This is a genomic window from Vibrio sp. MM46 (assembly GCF_027587135.1).
Taxonomy (GTDB): domain Bacteria; phylum Pseudomonadota; class Gammaproteobacteria; order Enterobacterales; family Vibrionaceae; genus Vibrio; species Vibrio harveyi.
Map to the genome: position 1 here is coordinate 1 of NZ_JAPPTO010000021.1, position 23,135 is coordinate 23,135.

19 protein-coding genes and 1 tRNA gene are annotated in these 23,135 nt (G+C 43.5%); 7 read left to right on the forward strand and 13 right to left on the reverse strand.

From position 1 onward, the window contains the following. Window positions 1-548 precede the first annotated feature (548 nt). The 7 genes from OH459_RS20540 to OH459_RS20570 form a co-directional block, all read right to left on the reverse strand. Window positions 549-1,799, reverse strand: a complete 1,251-nt coding sequence (locus OH459_RS20540) for an HD-GYP domain-containing protein (RefSeq protein ID WP_009698789.1) — start codon at window positions 1,797-1,799, stop codon at window positions 549-551. A gap of 145 nt (window positions 1,800-1,944) precedes the next feature. After that, window positions 1,945-2,943: a LacI family DNA-binding transcriptional regulator gene (locus OH459_RS20545; RefSeq protein ID WP_009698790.1), complete on the reverse strand. Its 999-nt coding sequence runs from the start codon at window positions 2,941-2,943 to the stop codon at window positions 1,945-1,947. Window positions 2,944-3,045: 102 nt separating this feature from the next. Then, a complete protein-coding gene (chbG, locus tag OH459_RS20550; protein ID WP_017187877.1) occupies window positions 3,046-3,801 on the reverse strand; it encodes a chitin disaccharide deacetylase in 756 nt (251 codons plus the stop codon). A 17-nt stretch (window positions 3,802-3,818) separates the two neighbouring features. Next, window positions 3,819-5,141, reverse strand: a complete 1,323-nt coding sequence (locus tag OH459_RS20555) for a 6-phospho-beta-glucosidase (protein ID WP_009701368.1) — start codon at window positions 5,139-5,141, stop codon at window positions 3,819-3,821. Window positions 5,142-5,151: 10 nt separating this feature from the next. Then, window positions 5,152-5,463 (reverse strand): PTS lactose/cellobiose transporter subunit IIA, encoded by a 312-nt coding sequence (locus OH459_RS20560; protein ID WP_005448800.1) that lies wholly within the window; start codon window positions 5,461-5,463, stop codon window positions 5,152-5,154. 47 nt (window positions 5,464-5,510) lie between these two features. Further along, window positions 5,511-6,845 carry a PTS sugar transporter subunit IIC gene (locus OH459_RS20565; protein ID WP_009698793.1) on the reverse strand — a complete coding sequence of 445 codons (1,335 nt, stop codon included), beginning with the start codon at window positions 6,843-6,845 and terminating at the stop codon, window positions 5,511-5,513. 88 nt (window positions 6,846-6,933) lie between these two features. Further along, window positions 6,934-7,239, reverse strand: coding sequence for a PTS sugar transporter subunit IIB (locus OH459_RS20570; RefSeq protein ID WP_005448803.1), 306 nt, complete (start codon window positions 7,237-7,239; stop codon window positions 6,934-6,936). A gap of 404 nt (window positions 7,240-7,643) precedes the next feature. On the opposite strand from OH459_RS20570, the gene OH459_RS20575 reads away from it, so the two are divergent. Both OH459_RS20575 and OH459_RS20580 read left to right on the forward strand, forming a co-directional pair. Beyond that, entirely contained in the window at window positions 7,644-8,093 is a 450-nt protein-coding gene (locus OH459_RS20575; protein WP_005448805.1) for a type III secretion system chaperone, read from the forward strand. Window positions 8,094-8,123: 30 nt separating this feature from the next. Continuing rightward, a complete protein-coding gene (locus OH459_RS20580) occupies window positions 8,124-9,794 on the forward strand; it encodes a hypothetical protein (protein WP_017817400.1) in 1,671 nt (556 codons plus the stop codon). A 244-nt stretch (window positions 9,795-10,038) separates the two neighbouring features. On the opposite strand, the gene OH459_RS20585 is transcribed toward OH459_RS20580, so the two are convergent. From OH459_RS20585 to OH459_RS20600, 4 genes are all read right to left on the reverse strand, one after another. Next, complete coding sequence (locus tag OH459_RS20585; protein WP_269988431.1) at window positions 10,039-11,844, reverse strand: hypothetical protein; 1,806 nt, start codon at window positions 11,842-11,844, stop codon at window positions 10,039-10,041. Window positions 11,845-11,857: 13 nt separating this feature from the next. Beyond that, window positions 11,858-12,517: a hypothetical protein gene (locus tag OH459_RS20590; protein WP_269988433.1), complete on the reverse strand. Its 660-nt coding sequence runs from the start codon at window positions 12,515-12,517 to the stop codon at window positions 11,858-11,860. Between the two features lie 866 nt (window positions 12,518-13,383). Next, a tRNA-Leu gene (locus tag OH459_RS20595) sits at window positions 13,384-13,468 on the reverse strand. Window positions 13,469-13,644: 176 nt separating this feature from the next. Then, window positions 13,645-14,310, reverse strand: a complete 666-nt coding sequence (locus OH459_RS20600) for an SDR family NAD(P)-dependent oxidoreductase (protein ID WP_050938271.1) — start codon at window positions 14,308-14,310, stop codon at window positions 13,645-13,647. A 245-nt stretch (window positions 14,311-14,555) separates the two neighbouring features. Here OH459_RS20600 and OH459_RS20605 point away from each other — a divergent pair, with 245 nt between their 5' ends. Then, on the forward strand, window positions 14,556-15,035 hold the full coding sequence (locus OH459_RS20605; protein WP_005448808.1) for an RDD family protein: 480 nt from the start codon (window positions 14,556-14,558) through the stop codon (window positions 15,033-15,035). A 73-nt stretch (window positions 15,036-15,108) separates the two neighbouring features. Here OH459_RS20605 and lptG read toward each other — a convergent pair whose 3' ends face one another. Continuing rightward, the gene (lptG, locus tag OH459_RS20610) at window positions 15,109-16,179 is read right to left on the reverse strand and encodes an LPS export ABC transporter permease LptG (protein ID WP_005441983.1); all 1,071 of its coding nucleotides are present in this window, start codon (window positions 16,177-16,179) and stop codon (window positions 15,109-15,111) included. Between the two features lie 3 nt (window positions 16,180-16,182). Beyond that, window positions 16,183-17,283: an LPS export ABC transporter permease LptF gene (gene lptF / locus OH459_RS20615; protein WP_005448809.1), complete on the reverse strand. Its 1,101-nt coding sequence runs from the start codon at window positions 17,281-17,283 to the stop codon at window positions 16,183-16,185. Window positions 17,284-17,483: 200 nt separating this feature from the next. On the opposite strand from lptF, the gene pepA reads away from it, so the two are divergent. From pepA to OH459_RS20635, 4 genes are all read left to right on the forward strand, one after another. Continuing rightward, a complete protein-coding gene (gene pepA / locus OH459_RS20620) occupies window positions 17,484-18,992 on the forward strand; it encodes a leucyl aminopeptidase (RefSeq protein WP_005432840.1) in 1,509 nt (502 codons plus the stop codon). A gap of 115 nt (window positions 18,993-19,107) precedes the next feature. Further along, on the forward strand, window positions 19,108-19,557 hold the full coding sequence (locus tag OH459_RS20625) for a DNA polymerase III subunit chi (RefSeq protein ID WP_009703970.1): 450 nt from the start codon (window positions 19,108-19,110) through the stop codon (window positions 19,555-19,557). Between the two features lie 94 nt (window positions 19,558-19,651). Next, on the forward strand, window positions 19,652-22,510 hold the full coding sequence (locus OH459_RS20630; RefSeq protein ID WP_269988435.1) for a valine--tRNA ligase: 2,859 nt from the start codon (window positions 19,652-19,654) through the stop codon (window positions 22,508-22,510). Between the two features lie 226 nt (window positions 22,511-22,736). Then, window positions 22,737-23,135 (forward strand): DUF2061 domain-containing protein, encoded by a 399-nt coding sequence (locus OH459_RS20635; RefSeq protein ID WP_199479524.1) that lies wholly within the window; start codon window positions 22,737-22,739, stop codon window positions 23,133-23,135.

The window sequence follows — 23,135 nt, forward strand, 5'->3', positions numbered from 1 at the left end:
ATTCCCTAAATAAATAGGGAGAGGCTCAATGAATACTGACTTCAAAACTACTAATGTAATTTTAAAGCTATTATCGTTCCAACAGAACGATAATGAATTGACTGTGCCAAGTCCGAAGACTTGATTGGTCACTTCGTTTCATTGAAACCTAATTTGATACCGCTTTCCGTTAAGAAAGAAATACCTAATTGGATTATCATCAACGAGTGCCCACACAGATTGATAGGTCTATATTGTTAAAGAGCTTGCTTATCGAGAAGTTTTTCTCTCAAAGCGGAGGTGCATTCTAGCGAGATAATTGAGAGTGTCAAACACTTTTTTCAACTAATTTTTCGTAGAAGCTTTTCACCTCTCCGACTCTGCTGAAGCCTTGTGGCGCCTGCCGTGTCGATGGATGCGCATTATAGGGAGAAGATTTTCTTTGGCAATACTAAAAATGCATTTTTTCTAAAAAAACATGCCAAATGGATACTTTCCATCCAACCTTAAAATTACCCAGAAATAACACTCAGGATTTCTACAATTTACCCACAAAAAGCTGTGGATAACTACTCATCACTATCGAAGAAATAAGAAATGCGTGAACGTGGATTAAGGTATTCTTTGATTTTCTCCGGCAATTTAGACGGATGAATCGCATTAACTATCTTTATGTCCTTTGATGCAAGGTCAATGATTGGCGCTTGAGTTCTTGGAACTGCTGGGTCATAGACCAGTACATTTGGAAATAGTAAGTGGGACGCATTAACAGAGATAACCAATCCCACCATATTATTGGAGAGCTGAACCACTGTTCCCGGTGGGAACACCCCCATAAACTTAATAAGGATGTTGAGGTTCTCTTCTTTATATAAGTGTTTGCAATTCTTATAGAGGTGGGAAAGCGCCGTATATGGAATTTTTTGTTCAGCAGCAATCGAGGTGTGACATAAATTATCAAAAGCATTCGCAACGATAATCACTTGAGCGAGTTCATCAATCTCATCTCCCTTCAAACCTTCAGGATAGCCAGAGCCATCACGCAATTCATGATGTTGCGCTATCACTGTTTTTGCACTGTCAGGAAAGTCTTCAATTTGATTAGCCATATCCAAGCCATACTTAGTATGTAGCTTTAGATAATTGCTTTCTGGTTCAGTGAGTGGAACTTGCTTCCTTAATATAGCGGTTGGAATTTTGATTTTGCCCATATCATGGAACAAAGCAGCAAAAGAAAGCGCTTTAAGTTGCTCCGCTGAATACCCCTTCGCACGTCCAATCATCATCGCGATTACCGCAACATTAAGGGAGTGGAAGTAGATATCTTCAAACTCGTTTTTACCGTTCATTAAGTGCAGTGTCACATTGTCATCACACATTAACTTATCAACGATGTCATCGATCAGTTGTTGTGCCTCCCCTACTGCATCGACAGGGCGGTTGCGAATTTTGGTCATCACTGAACGCATTCTCGCAAGTGAACGCTCAAACTCTTTTTCACATTGAATGACACGGCGTCGATACGCGCTTAACTTTTCTATGCGTTTTTGCTTTTCTTTCCAAAGCTTTTGCGCTTCAAGATCTAATGTATTGTCTTGCGTTACTTCGACCTGAGGTTGATTTGCAGGTAAAGGAGACGCATCGCTTTGCTCGGGATTGAAATAAACGAACTTCACACCAAGATGACGAATCATCTCAACTTGTTCTTGGTCTTTGATTTTGAAGCTATTGAGTAGGAATGGGTGATCATTCCACTTTAGCGGAAGACGGATATGTAACCCGGGCTGAATACGATCCACTGTAAGTTTAATTGCTGCCACTTTTCCACTACTGATTCGGTTTTCCTGATAAGCCTATAATAGTAGTCAATTTTGTAAATGAATTCATCAATAAGGAGGATGTATCAAGCACCTCTGTGCATGTCGTCAACAAAGTTGCACTAACCAGGTCGATAAGAAAGGGAAACTAAGTAATTATTCGGTCGGCTTTGCGCAGCTTTAATTGCGCTTCAAATTCGGGTTGAGTCATCAATGGTTGCTCTTTTATTAAGCCTATCAACGTTTGCACCGCTACTCTGGCCATATCACTGATCGGGAAATGTACCGCTGACACAGTTGGGTACAAACTTTCACACAAATCCACACTGTCGAAGCTCACCAATGAGATTTGCTTCGGTACGGAGATACGATGCTCATGAAGAAACTGCATGGCACCCACGGTCATTTCTTCACTGCATGAGAACACTGCGGTCAAATCGGGATGCCTTCTATAAAGAGCAGCCATTGCATCGTACCCACTTTGACGACCGTAGTTTCCTTCTTCACACCAACTCTCATCGATGTCTATACCCGCCGTTTTCACTGCATCAATATAACCTCGCTTTCTCAACAAACTGTTTTGGCGTTGAGAGGGACCAGCGATGCAAACTATTTTTTGATGGCCACCAGCGATTAAATGCTCAACAGCAATTCGGCTCGCGTGATGATGGTTAAAGGTCACACAGCGTTCTTCAATACCCTCAACATACCGATCGAGCAGTACAAATGGTGTTGGTAGTTTGGCAAGTTCTCTCAAATCATCATCAGAAAGATAACGACTATGGAGCACATAACCATCACAGCGCAAATCATTAAAACGCTGAATTGCCTCTCGCTCCCCTTCCGCTGAATGATGTCCTTGTGCCGTGATGAGGAACTTCTTGTGCATATCCAACTCAGTCTGCACTTGTTCCATCATTTCACCAAAGAACCCACCCGTGTAGTACGTCACCAAAAGGCCAACCATATTACTAGAAGAGGTCGCGAGTGAACGCGCGATTGCACTAGGGCGATAGTTGAGCTCTGCCATCGCAGCTTCGACTTTCTTTCTCGTTTCTTCTCGGAACTTCCCTTCTCCGTTAATGATACGAGAAACCGTTGAGCGATTTACTCCTGCGAGTTCGGCTACATCTTTAATCCTTGCCATAATGCTGCTTAATCCAACTTCCTGTTTTGTTAATCATGACTTAGCGAAAAGTAGCTGCCAGCAAATCGTAAGGTGTATAGGGGGCGATGCTGACAGCCTTAATCATACACTGGCGACTCCACTTGAAGAAACGAGAGCAGAGTAATCCGTGATTGCCATACCATGCTGAGCAAGTTCTTGTTTAAAAACGGGAGAAGTCAGGACTTGAAGTTCCACCTCTCTTTGTTGGGCGTAGCTACTTTTCGACAATAGAGATTGGTCCGCTTCCGCCGGGTGACACATCACTTCAACTACGTCATATTGAGCTTTCAAACTCAATAAATGCTTCATAATGCCTTCCAAACTAACCCCTTGATCATAGAACTCAGCAGTAAAGTAATACTTCACACTGTTCTCTATGTGGCACAAACCGCTACCACGCAAAGGTACTTTGTATTTCTGAGCAACCTTTCGAATCACCGGAAGCAGCTGTGGATGTGTATGCGCATGGTGGTGACTATCTAAATGACTTAGTGGTAGACCCAATTTAAGAAATGCTTCCACCTGGGCCACCGCTTCTTGATAGACCACCTCTTCTTCGAAATCTTGTATCTTCCATAGCTCATCGTAACTAACAAACTGAGTTTGACCACGAGTAAGATTTGGATGTCCCGTTAAAGGAATACCGGTAGTAAAACGAAGGTGCACACCAACGTTCAAATTTGGGTTCTGCTTTGCTAATTCAATCGCGTGCCGCTCTGCATCCATTCCCACCATCATTGTTGTAGACTGAACCACACCCTGTTGATGGGCTTTGATAATTCCCTTGTTCACACCCGGAGTTAAGCCGAAATCATCTGCGTTAAAGATCACTTTCATTGGTGCGGTTCCTTACTTTACAAAGTCGTCAATTTGAATTGAGGCAGATACGCGGCGTTTACTTCTAATATCTCATCCAAAATGGACTTAGCCCGTCCGATATCAGGAACAAGCGGATTATTGGTTAACGCCATTAACGCTTTTTCGTAGCTTCCTTCAACTGCAGCTTCAATAGCGAGCTGTTCATAAGCTTTGACCTGATGAAGTAGTCCTTTGATATTGCTAGACAGCTCACCAACTGCCAGCGGCTTCGCTCCCCAACTGCCGATCACTGCACTGCATTCAATCACCGCGCTATCCGGTAAGCCATTGATAGCACCATTGTTTAGCACGTTCACTACATGAATACTGTTACGATTGTTGTAAATTGCATCCACGAGATTCAACGACGCGTCAGAATAGTAAGCACCGCCTCGCTCTTCCAATTCCTTTGGCTTGTGGTCTAAATTAGGATCTTGGTAAAGCTTAAATAATGCGCTTTCTGTTTCCATCACCTGCTCAGCACGTGTCCCTTGCTCTCCTGCACTCTGCTTTTCTTCCGCTAGCATCGCATCTGTTTGATAGAAATAACGATGATACGGACAAGGTATGGCTCCAAGTGCTTTAAGAAACGCAGGATCCCACGGCTCTTCCCATATATTTTTCATGCTGAAGTTGGCACCATCCCCAACTTTTTCCAGAACGGTTTGCGTAACGTCTTCTCCTTTCAACCAAGCCTTGAGCACCCAAACAAGATGGTTTAAACCAGCAAACTCAAGCTGAAGCTCTTTTGGCTCGCAATCCATCATTTCGGCAATCATCATCTCCATAGATACAGGAACGTTGCACAAACCTATACTTTTTACGTTGGAGTATTTACTGACCGCTTCTGATACCAAACCTGCAGGGTTAGTAAAGTTCAACATCCACGCGTGTGGAGAAAGTTCTTCAATGTCCCTACAGATATCGAGAATGACAGGAATAGTGCGCAGCGCTTTTGCAAAACCTCCGGGCCCCGTGGTTTCCTGACCGATAACGTCATACTTGATTGGAATTCGCTCATCATTCGCTCGTGCCGTTAGTCCGCCAACGCGAAATTGAGTCATTACAAAATCTGCATCTTTTATCGCTTCACGACGATCAAAGCCGGCTTTGATTTCAATGTCAGCTCCTGCTTTATCAATCATCCGTTGTGCCAAGCCTTTGATGATCTCTAATTTCTCCGCACCTGATTCAATATCGACAAAGTGCATCTGTTTTACAGGCAAGAACTCCAAACGCTTAATTACCCCCTCAACAAGCTCCGGGGTATAACTGCTTCCACCACCTATAATGGCGAGTTTGATTGCATTTCTTGGCATCGTACCGTCCTTATCTCGCTGCTAACTGCTTGTTCAACGCAACGATTTCCACTGCCATTTCTTGCGCTAAGATGGTTGTCATTAAGTGGTCTTGTGCGTGTACCATAACAAGAGTCATTGGCACTTTGCCCTCCCCCTGATCTTCTTCAATCAATTGGGTTTGAATCAGATGCGCTTTGTTAATGCACTCTTTTGCTTGAGAAAGCTTTTCCTCTGCGGCGGTAAAATCTTTCTCTCTCGATAGACGCAACGCTTCGTAGCTCAAACTCCTGGCTTCACCTGCATTACAGATAATTTCCATTACGACTAGTTCTTGTTCCATTTCTTCTCTCCGGAAATGAAGGCTGCCAAGCGACAGCCAAATCATGATTAAGCTGTCACGCCCTCGCCTGATGGCTGTTCAGCGTCTTTACTTTCTTTGCTCATAGGTAACTCTTGTTCCATAACCTGCTTTTCAAACATCTTGAAGAACGGCAGATAAATGAAGAGATCAAGAATCAGAAGCCCAATCACCAACAGCACAGGTGAGAATGTCCAACCGCTCCCCCATGAGGCACCAATTAACGCCGGAGTCGTCCATGGCGTGGTCGCAACCCCCATACCAACAAAGCCGAGTTGTACTGCAAAGTAAGCAATGGTTGCGTTGACGATTGGTGCAAACACAAATGGAATGAATAGAATTGGGTTCATTACGACTGGGCTACCAAAAATCACAGGTTCATTAATTTGGAAAAAACCAGGTACCGCACTCATGCGACCAATACTCTTTAGGTGAGCAGAGCGGCTAAATGACATCAACATAACAAGGGCAAGCGTTGCGCCCGAACCACCAATAAAGATGTAGAAATCCCAGAATGGTTGAGTGAATACGTTTGGAATTGGTTGACCCGCGACAAACGCATCAATGTTGGCACTGATGTTAGTTAGGAAGATTGGAGACAATAAACCAACCACAATTGCGGCACCATGAATACCAGCAAACCAAAGTAGTTGACACACAAGCAATGCACCGATAATTGCTGGTAAGGTGTTGGAAGCACTGATCAATGGCTTAAACATCGCCATCACTGCATCAGGGATCAACATGTCATATTGGGTTTGAACAAAGATACTTAATGGGTACAGTGTTAGAAATACAGCCAGTACCGGAAGAAGAACTTCGAAAGAGCGAGCAATCGCAGGTGGTACTTGTTCTGGCATGCGGATAGTAATGTTGTGTTTTTTCATGAAGCGGTATAGCTCAACAGCAAAGAAGGCGCACATTACCGCTGTAAAGATCCCGGTCCCCCCCATATGTTTCATAGCAAGCGCTCCGTCTTTTGCAGGTGCAGCTACCAGCAAAAAACACATCAAAGACAATACGGCGCTGGTGATACCGTCCATCTTGTACGCTTTCGCCAAACTATAGGCGACGCCAAGCGAGACAAATATGGTCATGATGCCCATCGACATATTGAAGGGCATCATAATGGTATCGAAATGCGTGGTCGCAAAATCCAACCAAATTCGTCCTAGTGCAAACGTCGTGTCTTCAGCAAATGGTGGGAAAGCAAAAATTAAGATAAAACTACCAACAATAATAAACGGCATTGCCACAATAAATCCGTCTCTCATTGCTCTGACATGAGGCTGATTACCTACTTTCGCTGCAATTGGGGCTATATGTTTTTCGACTATTCCTATAATCGCATCATAGAGCTTCATAGAATCCATCCTTATTTTCAGACAAAAGAATCCCACACCAAATATTGATATTTAGTGGCGACTCTTATTTCTATTTAAAATTATTGAATTAGTTAATAAGTTCTAAAGCTTGCTGGAGTACTTCTTCTCCTTTCATCATCCCGTAGGCTTGTGGAGAGATTGCATCAATATTCTTACCATGTTCCTGTGCTGTTTTGCGCAACTCCTCTAACTGAAATCGCACTTGCGGACCTAACAGACAGACATCGTACTCTTTAATTGCCTCATCAAACGCATTAACTGACAGTGCATCAATCTTACACTCAAGCCCTTGCTTTTCAGCAGCTTGCTCCATTTTCTTCACTAGCATACTGGTCGACATTCCAGCACTGCAGCATAAGAGGATCTTTTTCATAGCCTTGCTCCCACTGTGTAAATTTCGAACTACAAAAACTGTAGCAAAAATAACCAACACAAAAAAGCGCAACCGGTTGCATTGAGTATGAACAAGATCTCACTTTTAATATAAAACAAAGGAGTAATTACATAAAAATAGGAATTAGACAGGAAAAGACAAAGCTAAGTATATATTTACAATTTTCATATTTATTCAATTAAAACATTAAATTAAAAACAAGAAATTTATTATCAACCTCGCTATTTAGAAGCATAAAAACCATGATAATAATCATTTGAATTTCATGTCATTAACTATTTAATCCTCTTAGTAACCTAAAACATCACAACCGTCATTGACAGATTTCTCGACACAGCTCTTATACATTGCCATCAACTAAATAAACCATTGAGACTGCTGACGTGAGCACATTAATTGAGCAATTATTTCAAGAATTAGTTACAGACCTAGGCATCGACACACTCCAGCCCAACGAAGACGGGCATTGTACTTTGATGGTTGATGAAACTCTTTTACTAGACATCGAGTTGGACCCTAAACGTGAACGGCTGATCCTGACATCGCTAGTAGGACCATTAAGTTCCCAACAAGGCATAAAACAATTATCAAGCTTGATGCAGTTCAATAAAGCCTTATATAAAGAACTCAATATGTCTCTAAGCCTTGAAACTCACACAGCGAGTATCGTTTTGACATACAGCGTGGATGCTGGTCTTTGTACTGTGTTTGACCTAGAAAGCGCACTGTCGTGTTTCATCAGTCAAACAGAGAAATGCCGTCATTTGCTAGAGAGTACCCAAGAGGACTCGCCTCCTAAAAATAGCATGCTCAATACTGCTATCTGCGTTTAATTTTCCTCAAGAATTTATAGAGATACCGATATGGCTATACAACTACAACAGTTTCTTAGTGTTGCTAAAAATAATACTGTGGTTGCCAATCAAAACAATCAAGGAGAGGTCACTTTAAAAAGTGGTCGTTTTGAAGGCAAAACGCTTTCTCCTTTTGCAAAGCACACTCAAACTCAATCCAATCTTAACCTTCAAACCATGGGGCTCTTTCTCAACTCATTACAGAAAGAGTACGGAAGTGATATCACCTCACATCTAGCTTCTAAGTTAGATATTACCTCCGGTAGTAAGCCGTTAAGCGGAAAAGTCATCCAGACCATTGTTGGTGAGGCGAATGCCATCAGCAAGGCCATGACCGCTTTCAATGCCCAAGCCGTTCATGATTTTATTGCCTCTCCAAATGGCGCTCAAAAATTACTTGCTAACAACGACCACGAGCAATGGTTGGCTCCAAATAATGCAGCAGGAAAACAATTTGAAGGCTTACTTCACGAGGCATGCGACAAACAACACCATCAATTGACTCAACGAGAAATTGCCGAGATCGCCCAAACCGTTGTTGATGACATACATCGTCTTCCACAAGGTATTCAAGAAGACTTCAACCAAGTAGCGGATGCATTCAATCAGAAAGATCATTATCAAGTACTTCACAACCTCGATAATTGTGCGCAAAAGATCATGCTACGCGCGCAATTTGACTTAGCTGATGTCGATAAGCAAAAGCTTGGCGCTGACGACAAGAGTGGTTACCAGCAACGTATCGTGTCTGAATTAACGCAAGGCTTATCTCAGACTCAAGCCAGCGATTTACTCAACTCTATTCTTAATCATCCAACCAGCAAAGAACTGGTCCAATTGCTCAACTCTCCAGGATTCAAAATGCAAGTAATGGATGACCTAGAGCAAGCCGATATTCCACATGAAGAGCAGTTGTTAACACTGACTAAACTGTGTCGAACTGAAACACTGCTTGATGCACTAATTACAGAGTTAGATAAACGCGCACATGGTAGTGACAAAGCATCGCAACGTTTAAATGATTGGGTAAGTTACTATGGACAGGGTATTGGTGCTGGTGAGATTTCAGCATCAGATCCTGAGTTTGCTTCTGCCTTTTTGACGATGCAAGCCAATGACAACCACTTAAATCTTGACGATTGTGGGCTTACTCAAGAGCCTGTTGCTGCGCAAACCAAACAATATGTCACGCTGACTAACCCCACAGCCGTCACCAATGCACTCAAAGAAATCGCCGCAAAAGTGGATGAAAAACGCAGTGAGCAGTTTGAGAAAGACTTTGATCGTGCAACTTATCTAGTTGATGGTGCACAAATCAGTCGCAATGAAGATTCAACATTAGATGACATCAGTAAAATGCCGACAGGCGTAAGCTACTTTGCTAACCAAGAGTTGTTTGCAAGCGTCCTTATCTCTTTAATGAATGAACAAGGCATCACGCCAATAGGCGACCCAACATCCACGTTCAATTTGTACAATAAAGAAGATGGCACAATGGAACTTCATGCCCAATTGGACATGCAACTTAAAATGATGATTGGTTTAAACGAAGAGCCATTAGATCCGGATAAAAGCTCGCTGCATCTTGAGGTCAATCTAACGATAGCAGCGCACAATAGCCAAATTGATGCCAAGTTAAATGGACCAATTAACGTCGACTATCGAGCCGCTCCTCTTTAATCCCGCGTAATAAGATTCCAACAAATAACCAAGCCTCGATAGTGTCGAGGCTTTTTGTTAGCCTGAAATGCGTCAGTTTTTAGGGACATAATCCCGCTAACTACCACCTTGATCATCATGCTGGATTTGAATTCACAAACCTCAGATACAACAAAGCCCCGACTTTCGTCGAGGCTCTGTCTTGGGAAACGAGTAGCGGAATTGAATTCGAGTATACTCAAGATTCATCGATCAAAAGTAGATATTAAGCAAAGTCATTGACCATAGTAAACATCTCATTTCTGCTTTCCTCTACTTTGAGAGATAGTATTTCATCAATACGATTCAATCTTGCTTCTTTTTTCAGACCAAACAAATCCATTTTATCAAGCAAGTACATTGTAAGCGTTGTCAGTACAGCCGTTAATACGGATGAAATGATAATCGACCATGGTTCGCCGATATTGATAGAATTAAGCCATGTTTCAATGCCAATGCTAGCAAAAATTGTAAGTGAACTGGCGGCAAGTTTGAGCAATGCATCGCCTTTTTCTGCCATGGTTTTGTTGCTATCCATCAGCACTGGACCAATTTGCATCAGGATTTTAACCCCTTCTTTGATCATCCGGACAATATTTTTGAATACGCCAACAAAGCAATTGACTATGCCTTCCAATAGCATGGAAATGAAATTTTTGATGAACGAGAACATGCCATCTTTCAGCGAAGTTCCAGCTTGAGCAAGAATATGTTTTTTCATTCTGCTCATACGAATGGACAGTGCAGATTTAAATGACTTGGCATTGACACCTTTTTCTATACCCTGAACAAGGCAATCTTTTAGCTCATAATACAAGGGTTTAATCATGAAGATAATGATGTCACCGAGAGATTGATTTGCCGCAGCACCTCCGGCATCTTTTGCTATTCTGACGCGAACTTCTTTTCTTTCTTGAAGTTTTTTTTCTACGTACTTTTGTTTGTTCTTCTCTTTTATTTTCTTACCTTGGCTTGACTTAAGGAGCACATAATCATCTTCAGCATTTTTTTTAATTGTTGAATCTGTTGAAAATAAATTTTTTAGTACAATATTATTCGTCTTTGAGTCTATCTCTTTCTGTACTTCCTTCATTTTGTTCGCCATGTTTACCCTAATTAACAATTCTTCATCGGTGAGGTCGCGAACTTTATTTCCCTTTTTATTTACAATGTATCCTTTATCAATTTCTTCTCTGAGATGAGCTTCTGTCTTGTCTGATTTGCCAATATTTTTGCCGCGATTGTTTTCAAAACTAGTAGCGACCAGATTTTCTTCAGAGTTAATGATCTCTTTAATATCTGAATCTGTAAGTACTTTGTTTTTTTTCAGGTTATTGCAAATAACTGCACATGGTACAGCGTGATCGATTTCCGTCCTTTGGCTATACTTATCAATCCCTTTTGCATGAGAACTGCTTTCATAAATTTCTTTGTTACCATCATATCCATCGGTAGCAGTTAGCCCTCCATTGAAATGATCTTGATGAGCTTTACTCATTTTAGAATCATCACGCATGTTCATCGATTTGGAACCATCGTGATAAACTAACTTCCCCTTGTTATATTTAGTTCTACTATCATGCTTCTTGATATATTCTTTTTCATTCAAATACTCGGTATAGCTATCGAGCATCGGAGCATGAACATTGGGGTTGTCGTAACTGAATGATTTACACTCACTATACAATCGAGTCGCAGTGATCCCCTGTTTTGTTCCTACCTTAAAAGCTCGCATCGTTCCATCTAGCAAGCTTAAAAAAACGGGCTCCAAAATATGATCGAGCGAATCAATGTTGTCATCAAAAGATTTGAATAGTGCTTGCACTTCTTCACGTGAAACAGACACATCCGCATTTTGAATGCGCTTAGAATACTCTTGAGACATATCGGCAAAAGCAAGGGTGCCTTGGTCAACATCACCACCTAAATGTCGATTGGTATCGACATTGTTAGGTACAGGACGTATATGCGAACTTTTTTCAAGTTGACGTAGTTTTGCTCTTCTTGCTTTTAGTTTGTGCAAATCATTCATAACAATCCCAACCTTAAGCCGCTAAACTATTCCAAGCTTCAATGAACTCTTCTTCATGAGTGTTTTGCTCGTCATCAGCCCATATCACCATATGTACGATCTTATCAAAGATGACGACATGTTCAGGATTGTTGAAGTTGTTCTTTTCAATCATTTGCCACACGGTGTTGAGATTCGGCGGGTTGTTAAACCAAGCATCCAATCGCTGTAATGTTGCCTTAGATAAAACATTTTCTTTGCCTAGACCCGCAACGAGTTCGACAAGTTCTGCACGCTCCTCACCACAAATGTCATGATCAGCATTTGCAGCACATATGCCTACTGCGAACGCCGTTAGTAAGAAGCTTTCTCTCACTTCAATATCTCGCAAAATCGCCGCCAATTCATCACGCAACTTCTCGAGGGCAATAGCATTTGCTGCATCAGACTCTTGCTTACCTTGTTGTCGAGCTTGTTCAAGATCTTTCTTATGTTTATCTTTACTTCTCGAATCCAAAGCGGCACCAGCTGCTGCTCCAGCTACACCTGCTCCAGCAGCCGCAGCACCTGCACCAGCTAATGAACCCGCAAGTGTTGCAGCACCTAAAATAGAACCACCACCAGTAAAAGGAGCCGCTGCAATAGCACCTACACCAATAACTGCACCACCGATTACCTTTTTCCAGAATCCCATCAGAATTTCCTCAAACTTTTAACGACAGCAGATATACCCGTTCAACTTGAAGGCGCGAGGTTCAACACCTAAAAATTATTCGCAATCCCGTCAAGAATATTGATACTGGTATTTATCGAGAAAATATAAGAAAACAATTTCATTGAATGTGATTTCCCTCTCGATTCAAACTCGCCTAAATTCAACTGCTTACAAATTAGTCATTGACATTCAATATCTACCTCCTTCACAAAACAAAGCTCATTGATAACACAACCTCCGTATATGCTAGTGGTCACAAAGCTAATGAGAGAACGAAGTTTATAGAAACTAGTAGGCATAAAATTCAAGCCTAGAAGGAGCTTAAAGCTGCTGTAACTGGAACAGACATTCTTTTGGATAGGAGGAAAGAGTCAGAAATGGTTCTTAAAATTGCTTATCCCCCTTTTCTCAATGCCAATTCATCAAATAAGCTTTAAAAACTAACCTTGCTGAGGGGGCGTAACAGAGCTATTTCACCGTAAACATAGTTCTGGTATCTAATAATCTTCGTCAACACTGGCTTACGACTTTGCATTAACTGGGTTTAGAATCACCTTGCACACAGAATCGTCATGCGATGGGCAATGGGAGAAGTTTTAAGATGGATAGAAGGAGTTCAATGGAGCGAGAAAAGCGTCGATAGCAAGAAGATATAACTGAGGTAACCACCTGAACAATCGAATATTTTTAAACGCCCAAAATGACGAAAGAGCGCTATAAAAGCGACGTTTCAATGTATGGTACCGGTTGATTGGACAGGCACGCCTGCCGCCACGCTGGATTTGAATTCACAAACCTCAGATACAACAAAGCCCCGACTTTCGTCGAGGCTCTGTCTTGGAATATGGTACCGGTGGGCGGACTTGAACCGCCACGCCCGAAGGCAACGGATTTTGAATCCGTCGTGTATACCAATTTCACCACACCGGCATCTCTGGGCTATTGCCCTTTGATGGTTGGCATTATACGTAAGCTTTTGACCTGCGCAAGCAGAAAAACCTTAAATAACTATCGTTTGCTGATAATTTCGCCACAAAGTGTGACAAAGGAGATCTCATCTTAGCTCAGTCTGCCGTTTTGCTTTGTTGTAATACCACCATTCAGTCCTATAAACGGTTAACGGTAATATCCGAAATGTAACCATTACCGATATTAGATAGCGCACCATGAATCATCCGCGCAGCATCACCTGCGCTCATAAAACTACTGGTGTCTAAAGACTTGCCACTCGTCTCCCAAAACTCAGTCGCCATACCTCCAGGATACACTGCGATAATTTTCATTGGTTTGCCTTTTAATTCCATACGAACGGATTCAATCAAACCTTTGACAGCCCACTTCACCGCACAGTAGGTCGATTCTTGTGCCTTAGGCTGTTGTGCCGCTGTCGACATCACCATCACAACATTTACCGGCCGATCTTGATAACGCTTTACCAACTCTCTTAAGACATGAATTGCTGAAGTGAGATTGTTTTCAATCAGCTTTTGAATCTCTTGTGGGTCTTGCTTGGCTAACAAACCAAAATAACCACTTCCCGCACAATGAATCAGTGTTGAAGGCACTTGAGGCAACTCATCAAACAACTTCTCGACTTGAGATGCGTCGATAAGATCGCAACTTCTTACCTTAGCTTTACTCGAGAGGTGTTGAGCAAGCGTATTTAACTTCTTTTCGCTGCGACCAGTTAACAGTGTTTCTTCGCCTTGAGCATCATACAACTTAGCTAACTGCGCACCTAAGCCACTGCTCGCGCCTGTAATTACGATCATCTTGTACCTCTATCACGTCATTCGTAATCTTGTGTTCTAAGCAAAGTAACCCATGTTTGATGCTTTCACAGATTGCATGATAGGAAGTTTGAACTCGGTTACTTTGTTGGATAGTTGATTAGCGATAGAGTCGTATTCAAACTTGTGATTTGCCCACAATTGAAGACTCTGTGCGTTAGCTCTCTTTTCACAAGCTAATGGAATCTATATTCTGACGCACAATTTTAAAGGTAAGTGATGGAATTATGACGACTTCTACAACTCTTCCACCAGCGGGCTTTTTCCGTCGACTCGCAGCATTGTTTTACGACACGCTGATCATCCTAGCGATTGAGATGATGGCAGCAGGCGTAGTAATGGCGATTGTTTTTGCGCTTAATGCGGCAGGCTTGCTGAGTTATGGGGAATATGTGGATGCAGCAGATATGCTAGGAAAGCATCCAGTTCTAAGCCCATTGTTCACGCTGTACCTGGCTGTGGTGTGGATCTACTTCTTTGTATTCTTCTGGACCCGCGCAGGACAAACACTGGGCATGCGAGCTTGGAAAATGCAAATTCGTAACAGTAAGGATGGTGCGCCAATTACAGTTACTCAGGCTTTAATTCGTTTAGGTACGTCGGGCTTTGGTTTGGCTAACTTGACTGTGCCAATCGACCCACAAAAACGTGGCTTCCACGACATTTGGGCAAAAACCGAAGTCGTTGTCTTGCCGAAAGCAAAATAGCGAAACCGCGCAAGCAGAATAGAAAAAGGAAGGCACAGTGCCTTCCTTTTTTATGTTTATCGCTTTTGAAAACCTACAGCTTTCTTCTTAGCAAGGATACCGCAATTGCTAGAAACACTAAGCTAGGGGCTAATGCGCCGAACACTGGCGGAATGCCATATACCAAGGTCAGAGGTCCAAAGAACTCACTGGATATGTAGAAGGTAAAACCTGCAACTACCCCTGAGAGCACCCTTGCACCCATGGTGACACTACGCAATGGACCGAAAACAAACGACAACGCCATCAGCATCATTACTGCGATAGAGAGTGGTTGAGATAGCTTTCGCCAAAATGCGAGTTCATAACGCGAAGCATCTTGCTCCGAGGCTTTCAAATAGGTCACATAGTCATATAAGCCACTTAAAGAAAGCTCTTCTGGTTTCACCGTTACCACCGCCAACTTATCTGGTGCTAATGAGGTGTGCCATTCCATCTGCTCTAAATCGCGCTTGGTAATGACGTTTTCATTTTCCATATCGGTGATTTGGACATAACGCATCAACCAGTTGTTATCTTGTTGGTAGTCGACTTCTTCTGCGAAGATAACTTTGTCTAAGTTCTTATCTTCATCGAAACGCCACATGTTCAAGCCGTAGAGTTTGTCATCCTCCACTTTACCGATAAAGATGAAGTCGTTGGCATCACGAGCCCATACCCCAGCCCGCACCGACACAATACTACCGCCAGATAGAGCAAATGCACGTAGGTCACGCGCCATCTTTTGCGCCTCTGGTGCGCCCCATTGACCGAGCGTCATAACGATAAGCATTAAGGGTACTGCGGTTTTAAGTACTGATAAGCCGATATCCAACTTAGAGAAACCCGCGGCTTGCATAACCACAAGTTCAGAACTTGAAGCAAGCATGCCCAAACCAATCAAGGCTCCCAGCAGCGCCGCCATTGGGAAGAACATTTCGATATCGCGAGGAATACTCAGCAAAACAAAGTAAAGCGCGTGCATTAGGTCGTAAGCACCACGACCAACTTTACGCAACTGTTCTACGTACTTGATGATGCCCGACAAGCCGACGAAAGTCGCCAGAACCAAGGCTGTGGTAGAGATAATCGTTCTACCGATGTAAAGGTCTAAGAGTTTGAACACAGCTTACGCGAGCCTCTTCTTGCGGAATTTGTCTTTAATTCGTCGAGCTGGAACACTGTCCATCATGTTAGCCAAGATAGCGACAATCAATAACATGGCATTAATTGGCCACATACCAATAGCAGCAGGAATAGCACCATCTTCTAGCGCGGATTTCGTTGCACTAATCGCAAGGAAGTACGCCAAGTAAATCAAGATAGCCGGTCCCATTTTAGCAAAGCGTCCCTGGCGCGGGTTCACTGCCGACAAAGGAATAACCAGCATCGTTAATAGTGGAATACACACGAACAACGAGATACGCCATTGCAGCTCAGCCTGCGCTTCAGGATCTGGGTGACCAATCAAGTCTGCCGTTGGGTACGCTTCCCAATCGCGACCTTTTTGCTTCACTTCACGCTGACCAATCAAACCTTCGTACTGATCGAACTTAGTAACCATGTATTCAACACGAGTTGGCACACCTTCATAGCGCGTACCTTCATGCATAGTGATGATCTGACGCCCATCCGAAAGTTCTTTTACTTCACCAGAAGAGGAAAACATCACGCTTGGTAAGATGGAATCACGCGGACGCATCTGTGCTACAAACACATTACTTAACGTGCTGTCTTTGATGTCATCAATAAAGACAACCGAAGAACCATCTGGCGTGCCTTGGAACTGACCTTTCTTCAATAAGTCGACACTGTTTTCTGCCGCGACTTGCTCATAAAGTTGCTCAACACGGTCTTGTGACCAAGGCGATAGCCATAATGCATTGAACGCTGCCACACCCGATGTGATGATCGCCAAGTACAACGCAGCTTGTACCAGGAACTTATTCCCGATACCCGTCGCGTTCATCACCACGATTTCACTTTCCGCATATAAACGACCAAATGTGATCAATATGCCGATGTACAAACTTAATGGCAGCATTAATAGCCCCATTGCTGGCATGTTTAAACCAACAACTGAGAAAATTAACCCAGCAGGAATATCCCCGTCCGAAGCATCAGCAAGAACACTGATAAACTTCTGGCTCACAAACACCAAAAAAAGCACGAAGAAAATCGCAAATTGGCTCTTGAGTGTTTCGCGGATCAAATATCTAACAATAATCACGCTGAAATTACCTATACAAAACTTGTTTTTTTGGTCGAATCACTATAGTTTCCCGTTGAACCATTTATTTTTTTAAAAATTATAAACTAGATGTTAGCGCTTAAATCAGCTCTGTTGGTAAGACCTGAGCTTAAATTCAACAAGTAAGCGATCATTATCTAACATTTAGAGCAATTTGTCTTCAGGATGTAGGAGTACGCATGGAGTTCAGTGTTAAAAGTGGCAGTCCAGAGAAACAACGTAGCGCATGTATCGTTGTTGGTGTGTTTGAACCACGTCGCCTTTCTCCAGTAGCCGAGCAACTTGATAAAATCAGTGACGGTTACATCAGTTCACTACTTCGCCGTGGTGATCTAGAGGGTAAACCTGGTCAGATGCTGCTACTGCATCAAGTACCAGGTGTTTTGTCAGAGCGCGTTCTACTCGTAGGTTGTGGTAAAGAACGTGAGCTAGGCGAGCGCCAGTACAAGGAAATCATTCAAAAGACGATCAGCACACTTAACGAAACAGGTTCTATGGAAGCAGTATGTTTCCTAACTGAACTACACGTTAAGGGTCGTGATACTTACTGGAAAGTTCGCCAGGCAGTAGAAGCGACTAAAGATGGTCTTTACACATTCGATCAGTTCAAGAGCGTTAAGCCAGAAACTCGTCGTCCACTGCGTAAGCTAGTATTCAACGTACCAACGCGTCGTGAACTAAACCTAGGTGAGAAAGCAATCACTCACGGTCTAGCTATCGCATCTGGTGTGAAAGCATCAAAAGATCTTGGCAACATGCCACCAAACATCGCAAACCCAGCGTACCTCGCCTCTCAAGCACGTCGCCTTGCTGACGATTACGAAACAGTAACCACCAAGATCATTGGTGAGCAAGAGATGGAAAAACTGGGCATGACATCTTACCTAGCAGTAGGTCGTGGTTCGAAGAACGAATCAATGATGTCGATTATCGAATACAAAGGTAACCCAGAATCAGAAGCAAAACCTATCGTACTAGTCGGCAAAGGTCTGACGTTCGATTCAGGCGGTATCTCTCTAAAACCTGGTGAAGGTATGGATGAGATGAAGTACGACATGTGTGGTGCAGCATCTGTATTCGGTACGATGAAAGCGCTAGCGAAGCTAAACCTACCAATTAACGTTATTGGTGTTCTAGCAGGCTGTGAAAACATGCCAGGCAGCAACGCTTACCGTCCAGGTGATATCCTAACAACCATGTCAGGTCAAACCGTAGAAGTTCTGAACACGGATGCGGAAGGTCGTCTTGTTCTTTGTGACGCACTGACTTACGTAGAGCGTTTCGAACCAGACTGTGTAGTAGACGTTGCAACGCTAACTGGTGCTTGTGTTATCGCACTAGGTCACCATATTAGCGGCGTAATCTCTAACCACAACCCACTTTCTCATGAGCTAGTAAACGCTTCTGAGCAAGCAAGTGACCGTGCATGGCGTCTACCAATGGCAGACGAGTACCACGAGCAATTGAAGAGCCCGTTTGCTGATATGGCAAACATCGGTGGTCGTCCTGCTGGTACTATCACTGCGGGTTGCTTCTTGTCTAAGTTTGCTAAGAAGTACAACTGGGCACACGTCGATATCGCAGGTACTGCTTGGAAATCAGGCGCAGCGAAAGGCTCAACGGGCCGTCCTGTCTCAATGCTTGTCCAATTCCTTTTGAACCGCAGCGGCCAAGAGACAGAAGAGTAATTTCTGAACAACATCTAAAAGGGCCGCAAGGCCCTTTTTTATTACCTCGATTTTCTTGATTGAAAATCGGATTTAAGATGGTCTTAGGAAGAGACCAACGGCAAGCGAGAGAATGATGCAAACTGCAACCTTCTACATCATTAACGAAGAGAGCCCACAAGCAACGGTGACTGGCTTTGAAGAATACATCGTGTTTTTGGCTCAGCACTTTGCTCGCCAAGGCGCAAAAGTGTATCTGAACTGCCAAGACAAACCGCACGCCGAGCAGCTCGCCGAAGCCTTTTGGCAAATTGATGCAGACAAGTTCATGGCACATAATCTTGTAGGCGAAGGACCGAAATACGCCACCAATATTGAAATCGGCCATGAAGGTGTAAAACCTAATTGGAACCGTCAGCTGGTAATTAATTTGGCGGAAAATGAGACAACCTTTGCGAACAAGTTTGCTCAAGTGGTAGACTTCGTGCCTTGCGAAGAAAAAGCTAAACAGCTCGCAAGAGAAAGGTATAAAATTTACCGTCAGGCAGGTTATCAACTGCAAACGATCGAAATTCAATATCCTTAACGGTCAATCCTTATAGTTAAGCTCTCCACTCAGAGAGTTCACTTATAAAGATTGACTTAGATTCAACCATCAACGTATCCATTAAAAGAGCGCTATGGAAAAGACATACAACCCAACTTCAATCGAACAAGCTCTGTATCAGACTTGGGAAGAGAAAGGCTACTTTAAGCCACACGGTGACACTACTAAAGAATCATACAGCATCATGATCCCGCCACCGAACGTCACTGGTAGCCTACACATGGGCCACGCGTTCCAAGATACGATCATGGATACGCTTATCCGTTGTGAGCGCATGAAGGGTAAAAACACTCTTTGGCAAGTAGGTACGGACCACGCAGGTATCGCAACTCAGATGGTTGTTGAGCGTAAGATCGCTGCAGAAGAAGGCAAAACAAAACACGATTACGGTCGTGAAGCTTTCATCGACAAAATCTGGGAATGGAAAGGCCAATCTGGCGGCACTATCACTAAGCAGCTTCGTCGTCTTGGCGCATCTGTAGACTGGGATCGTGAGCGCTTTACGATGGACGATGGTCTATCTAACGCCGTTCAAGAAGTGTTCGTACGTCTATACGAAGACGATCTAATCTACCGCGGTAAGCGTCTAGTTAACTGGGATCCAAAGCTACACACAGCGATTTCAGATCTAGAAGTAGAGAACAAAGACACTAAAGGCAACATGTGGCACTTCCGCTACCCACTAGCAGATGGCGTTAAAACAGCAGATGGCAAAGACTACATCGTTGTTGCAACGACTCGTCCAGAGACCATGCTAGGCGATACTGGTGTTGCAGTTAACCCGGAAGATCCACGTTACAAAGATCTTATCGGTAAAGAAATCATCCTTCCTATCGTTGATCGTCGCATCCCAATCGTGGGCGATGAGCACGCAGATATGGAAAAAGGTACTGGCTGTGTGAAAATCACACCTGCGCACGACTTCAACGACTACGAAGTTGGTAAGCGCCACCTGCTACCAATGATCAACATTCTGACTTTCGACGCGAACATCCGTGACGCTTCTGAAGTATTCAACACCAACGGCGAAGCAAGCGACGCTTACAGCACTGAGCTACCAGCTAAGTACCACGGTATGGAACGTTTTGCTGCTCGTAAAGCTATCGTTGCTGAATTCGACGAGCTAGGTCTACTTGAAGAAGTGAAAGATCACGATCTACAAGTTCCTTACGGCGACCGTGGTGGCGTGGTTATCGAACCAATGCTAACTGACCAATGGTACGTACGTACTGCGCCTCTAGCGAAAACAGCGGTTGAAGCAGTAGAAAACGGCGACATCCAATTCGTTCCTAAGCAATACGAAAACATGTACTTCTCTTGGATGCGTGACGTTCAAGACTGGTGTATCTCTCGTCAGCTATGGTGGGGTCACCGCATCCCAGCTTGGTACGACAACCAAGGCAACGTTTACGTAGGTCGTGACGAAGAAGAAGTTCGTAAGAACAACAACCTAGAGTCAGTTATTGAACTGCACCAAGACGAAGACGTACTGGATACATGGTTCTCTTCTGCACTATGGACGTTCGGTACTCAAGGTTGGCCTGAGCAAACTGACGATCTGAAAGTATTCCACCCTTCAGACGTACTAGTAACTGGTTTCGACATCATCTTCTTCTGGGTTGCGCGCATGATCATGATGACCATGCACTTCGTGAAAGACGAAAACGGCAAACCACAAGTACCATTTAAGACAGTTTACGTTACTGGTCTAATCCGTGACGAAAACGGCGACAAGATGTCTAAGTCGAAAGGTAACGTACTTGACCCAATCGACATGATCGATGGTATCGACCTAGAGTCTCTAGTAGAGAAGCGTTGTGGCAACATGATGCAGCCTCAGCTAGCGAAGAAGATCGAGAAGAACACTCGTAAGACGTTTGAAAACGGTATCGAAGCATACGGTACAGACGCACTACGTTTCACTCTTGCAGCAATGGCATCAACAGGTCGCGATATCAACTGGGATATGAAGCGTCTTGAGGGTTACCGTAACTTCTGTAACAAACTATGGAACGCAAGCCGTTACGTAATGATGAACACAGAAGAGCAAGATTGTGGCTTCAACGGTGGTGAGATTGAATACTCACTAGCGGACAAGTGGATCGAGTCTCAGTTTGAACTTGCAGCGAAAGCGTTCAACAACCATATCGACAACTTCCGTCTAGATATGGCGTCTAACACGCTTTACGAATTCATCTGGAACCAATTCTGTGACTGGTACCTAGAGCTAACTAAACCAGTTCTATGGAAAGGTACTGAAGCGCAACAGCGTGGTACTCGCCGTACACTAATCACGGTTCTTGAGAAGACTCTACGTCTAGCTCACCCAGTGATTCCTTACATCACTGAAACTATCTGGCAAAGCATCAAGCCACTAGTTGAAGGTGTAGAAGGCGAGACAATCATGCTGCAAGCACTGCCTCAATTCGACGAAGCAAACTTCAACCAAGAAGCGCTAGACGATATTGAATGGGTGAAAGCGTTCATTACCAGCATCCGTAACCTACGTGCTGAATACGACATCAACCCAGGTAAGCCGCTTGACGTTATGCTGAAAGCTGCAAACGCAGAAGACGCAGCGCGTCTAGAAGCAAACAAACAAGTACTGATGTCTCTAGCGAAACTAGAATCTGTACGCGTACTTGCTGCTGACGAAGAAACGCCAGCGTGTGCGACAGCATTGGTTGCGAAGTCTGAGCTGATGATCCCAATGGCGGGTCTGATCGACAAAGACGCTGAGCTTGCTCGTCTAGATGGCGAAATCAAGAAAACTCACGGCGAAATCAAGCGTATCGAAGGCAAACTAGGTAACGAAGGCTTCGTAGCGAAAGCTCCTGAAGCAGTTGTTGCTAAAGAGCGTGAGAAACTTGAAGGCTACAAAGAGACGCTAGCTAAGCTAGAAGAGCAGAAGACAACGATCGCTGCACTTTAATCGCTAAAGGCTAGAGTAAAAGAATCAAAGGGTTGGTGTGAAAGCATCAACCCTTTTTGCATTTTATCGCTAGGAAAGCTTTCAAAGATATTCGCTCTTCTCTCCTACTTCCCCTCCTATTTAATAGTTTTTACCTATCAAACTAATCTTAACTGCCCATTAGATTTAATGATAATAATTCTCAATAATAGACCTATCGAAACAACACAACGATTGAGTAATTATCATGAAAAAGACACTAACCTTTGCAGCACTCCATTTTACTATCGCGTTTAGTGTCGCTTACGTGCTTACTGGCGACATTCTAATTGGTAGTTTAATTGCCATGATTGAGCCTTCAGTGAACACCGTCGCTTTCTACTTTCATGAAAAGGCATGGGCAAAAGTCCCAGCGCTTAAAGCTCGTCAGTGGATGACCAAATTAAAAACCGCAAGCTTTGCCACTATCCACTTCAGTGTTGCGTTTAGCGTGGTTTACTTACTAACAGGTGATGCGTTTGTCGGCGGTATTATGGCGATGCTAGAGCCAAGCTTGAACACAGTGGCTTACTACTTCCACGAGAAAGTATGGATGCGTAAATCAGATAACCAAACACCACAATTTTGTCTACACCAACACGCTTAA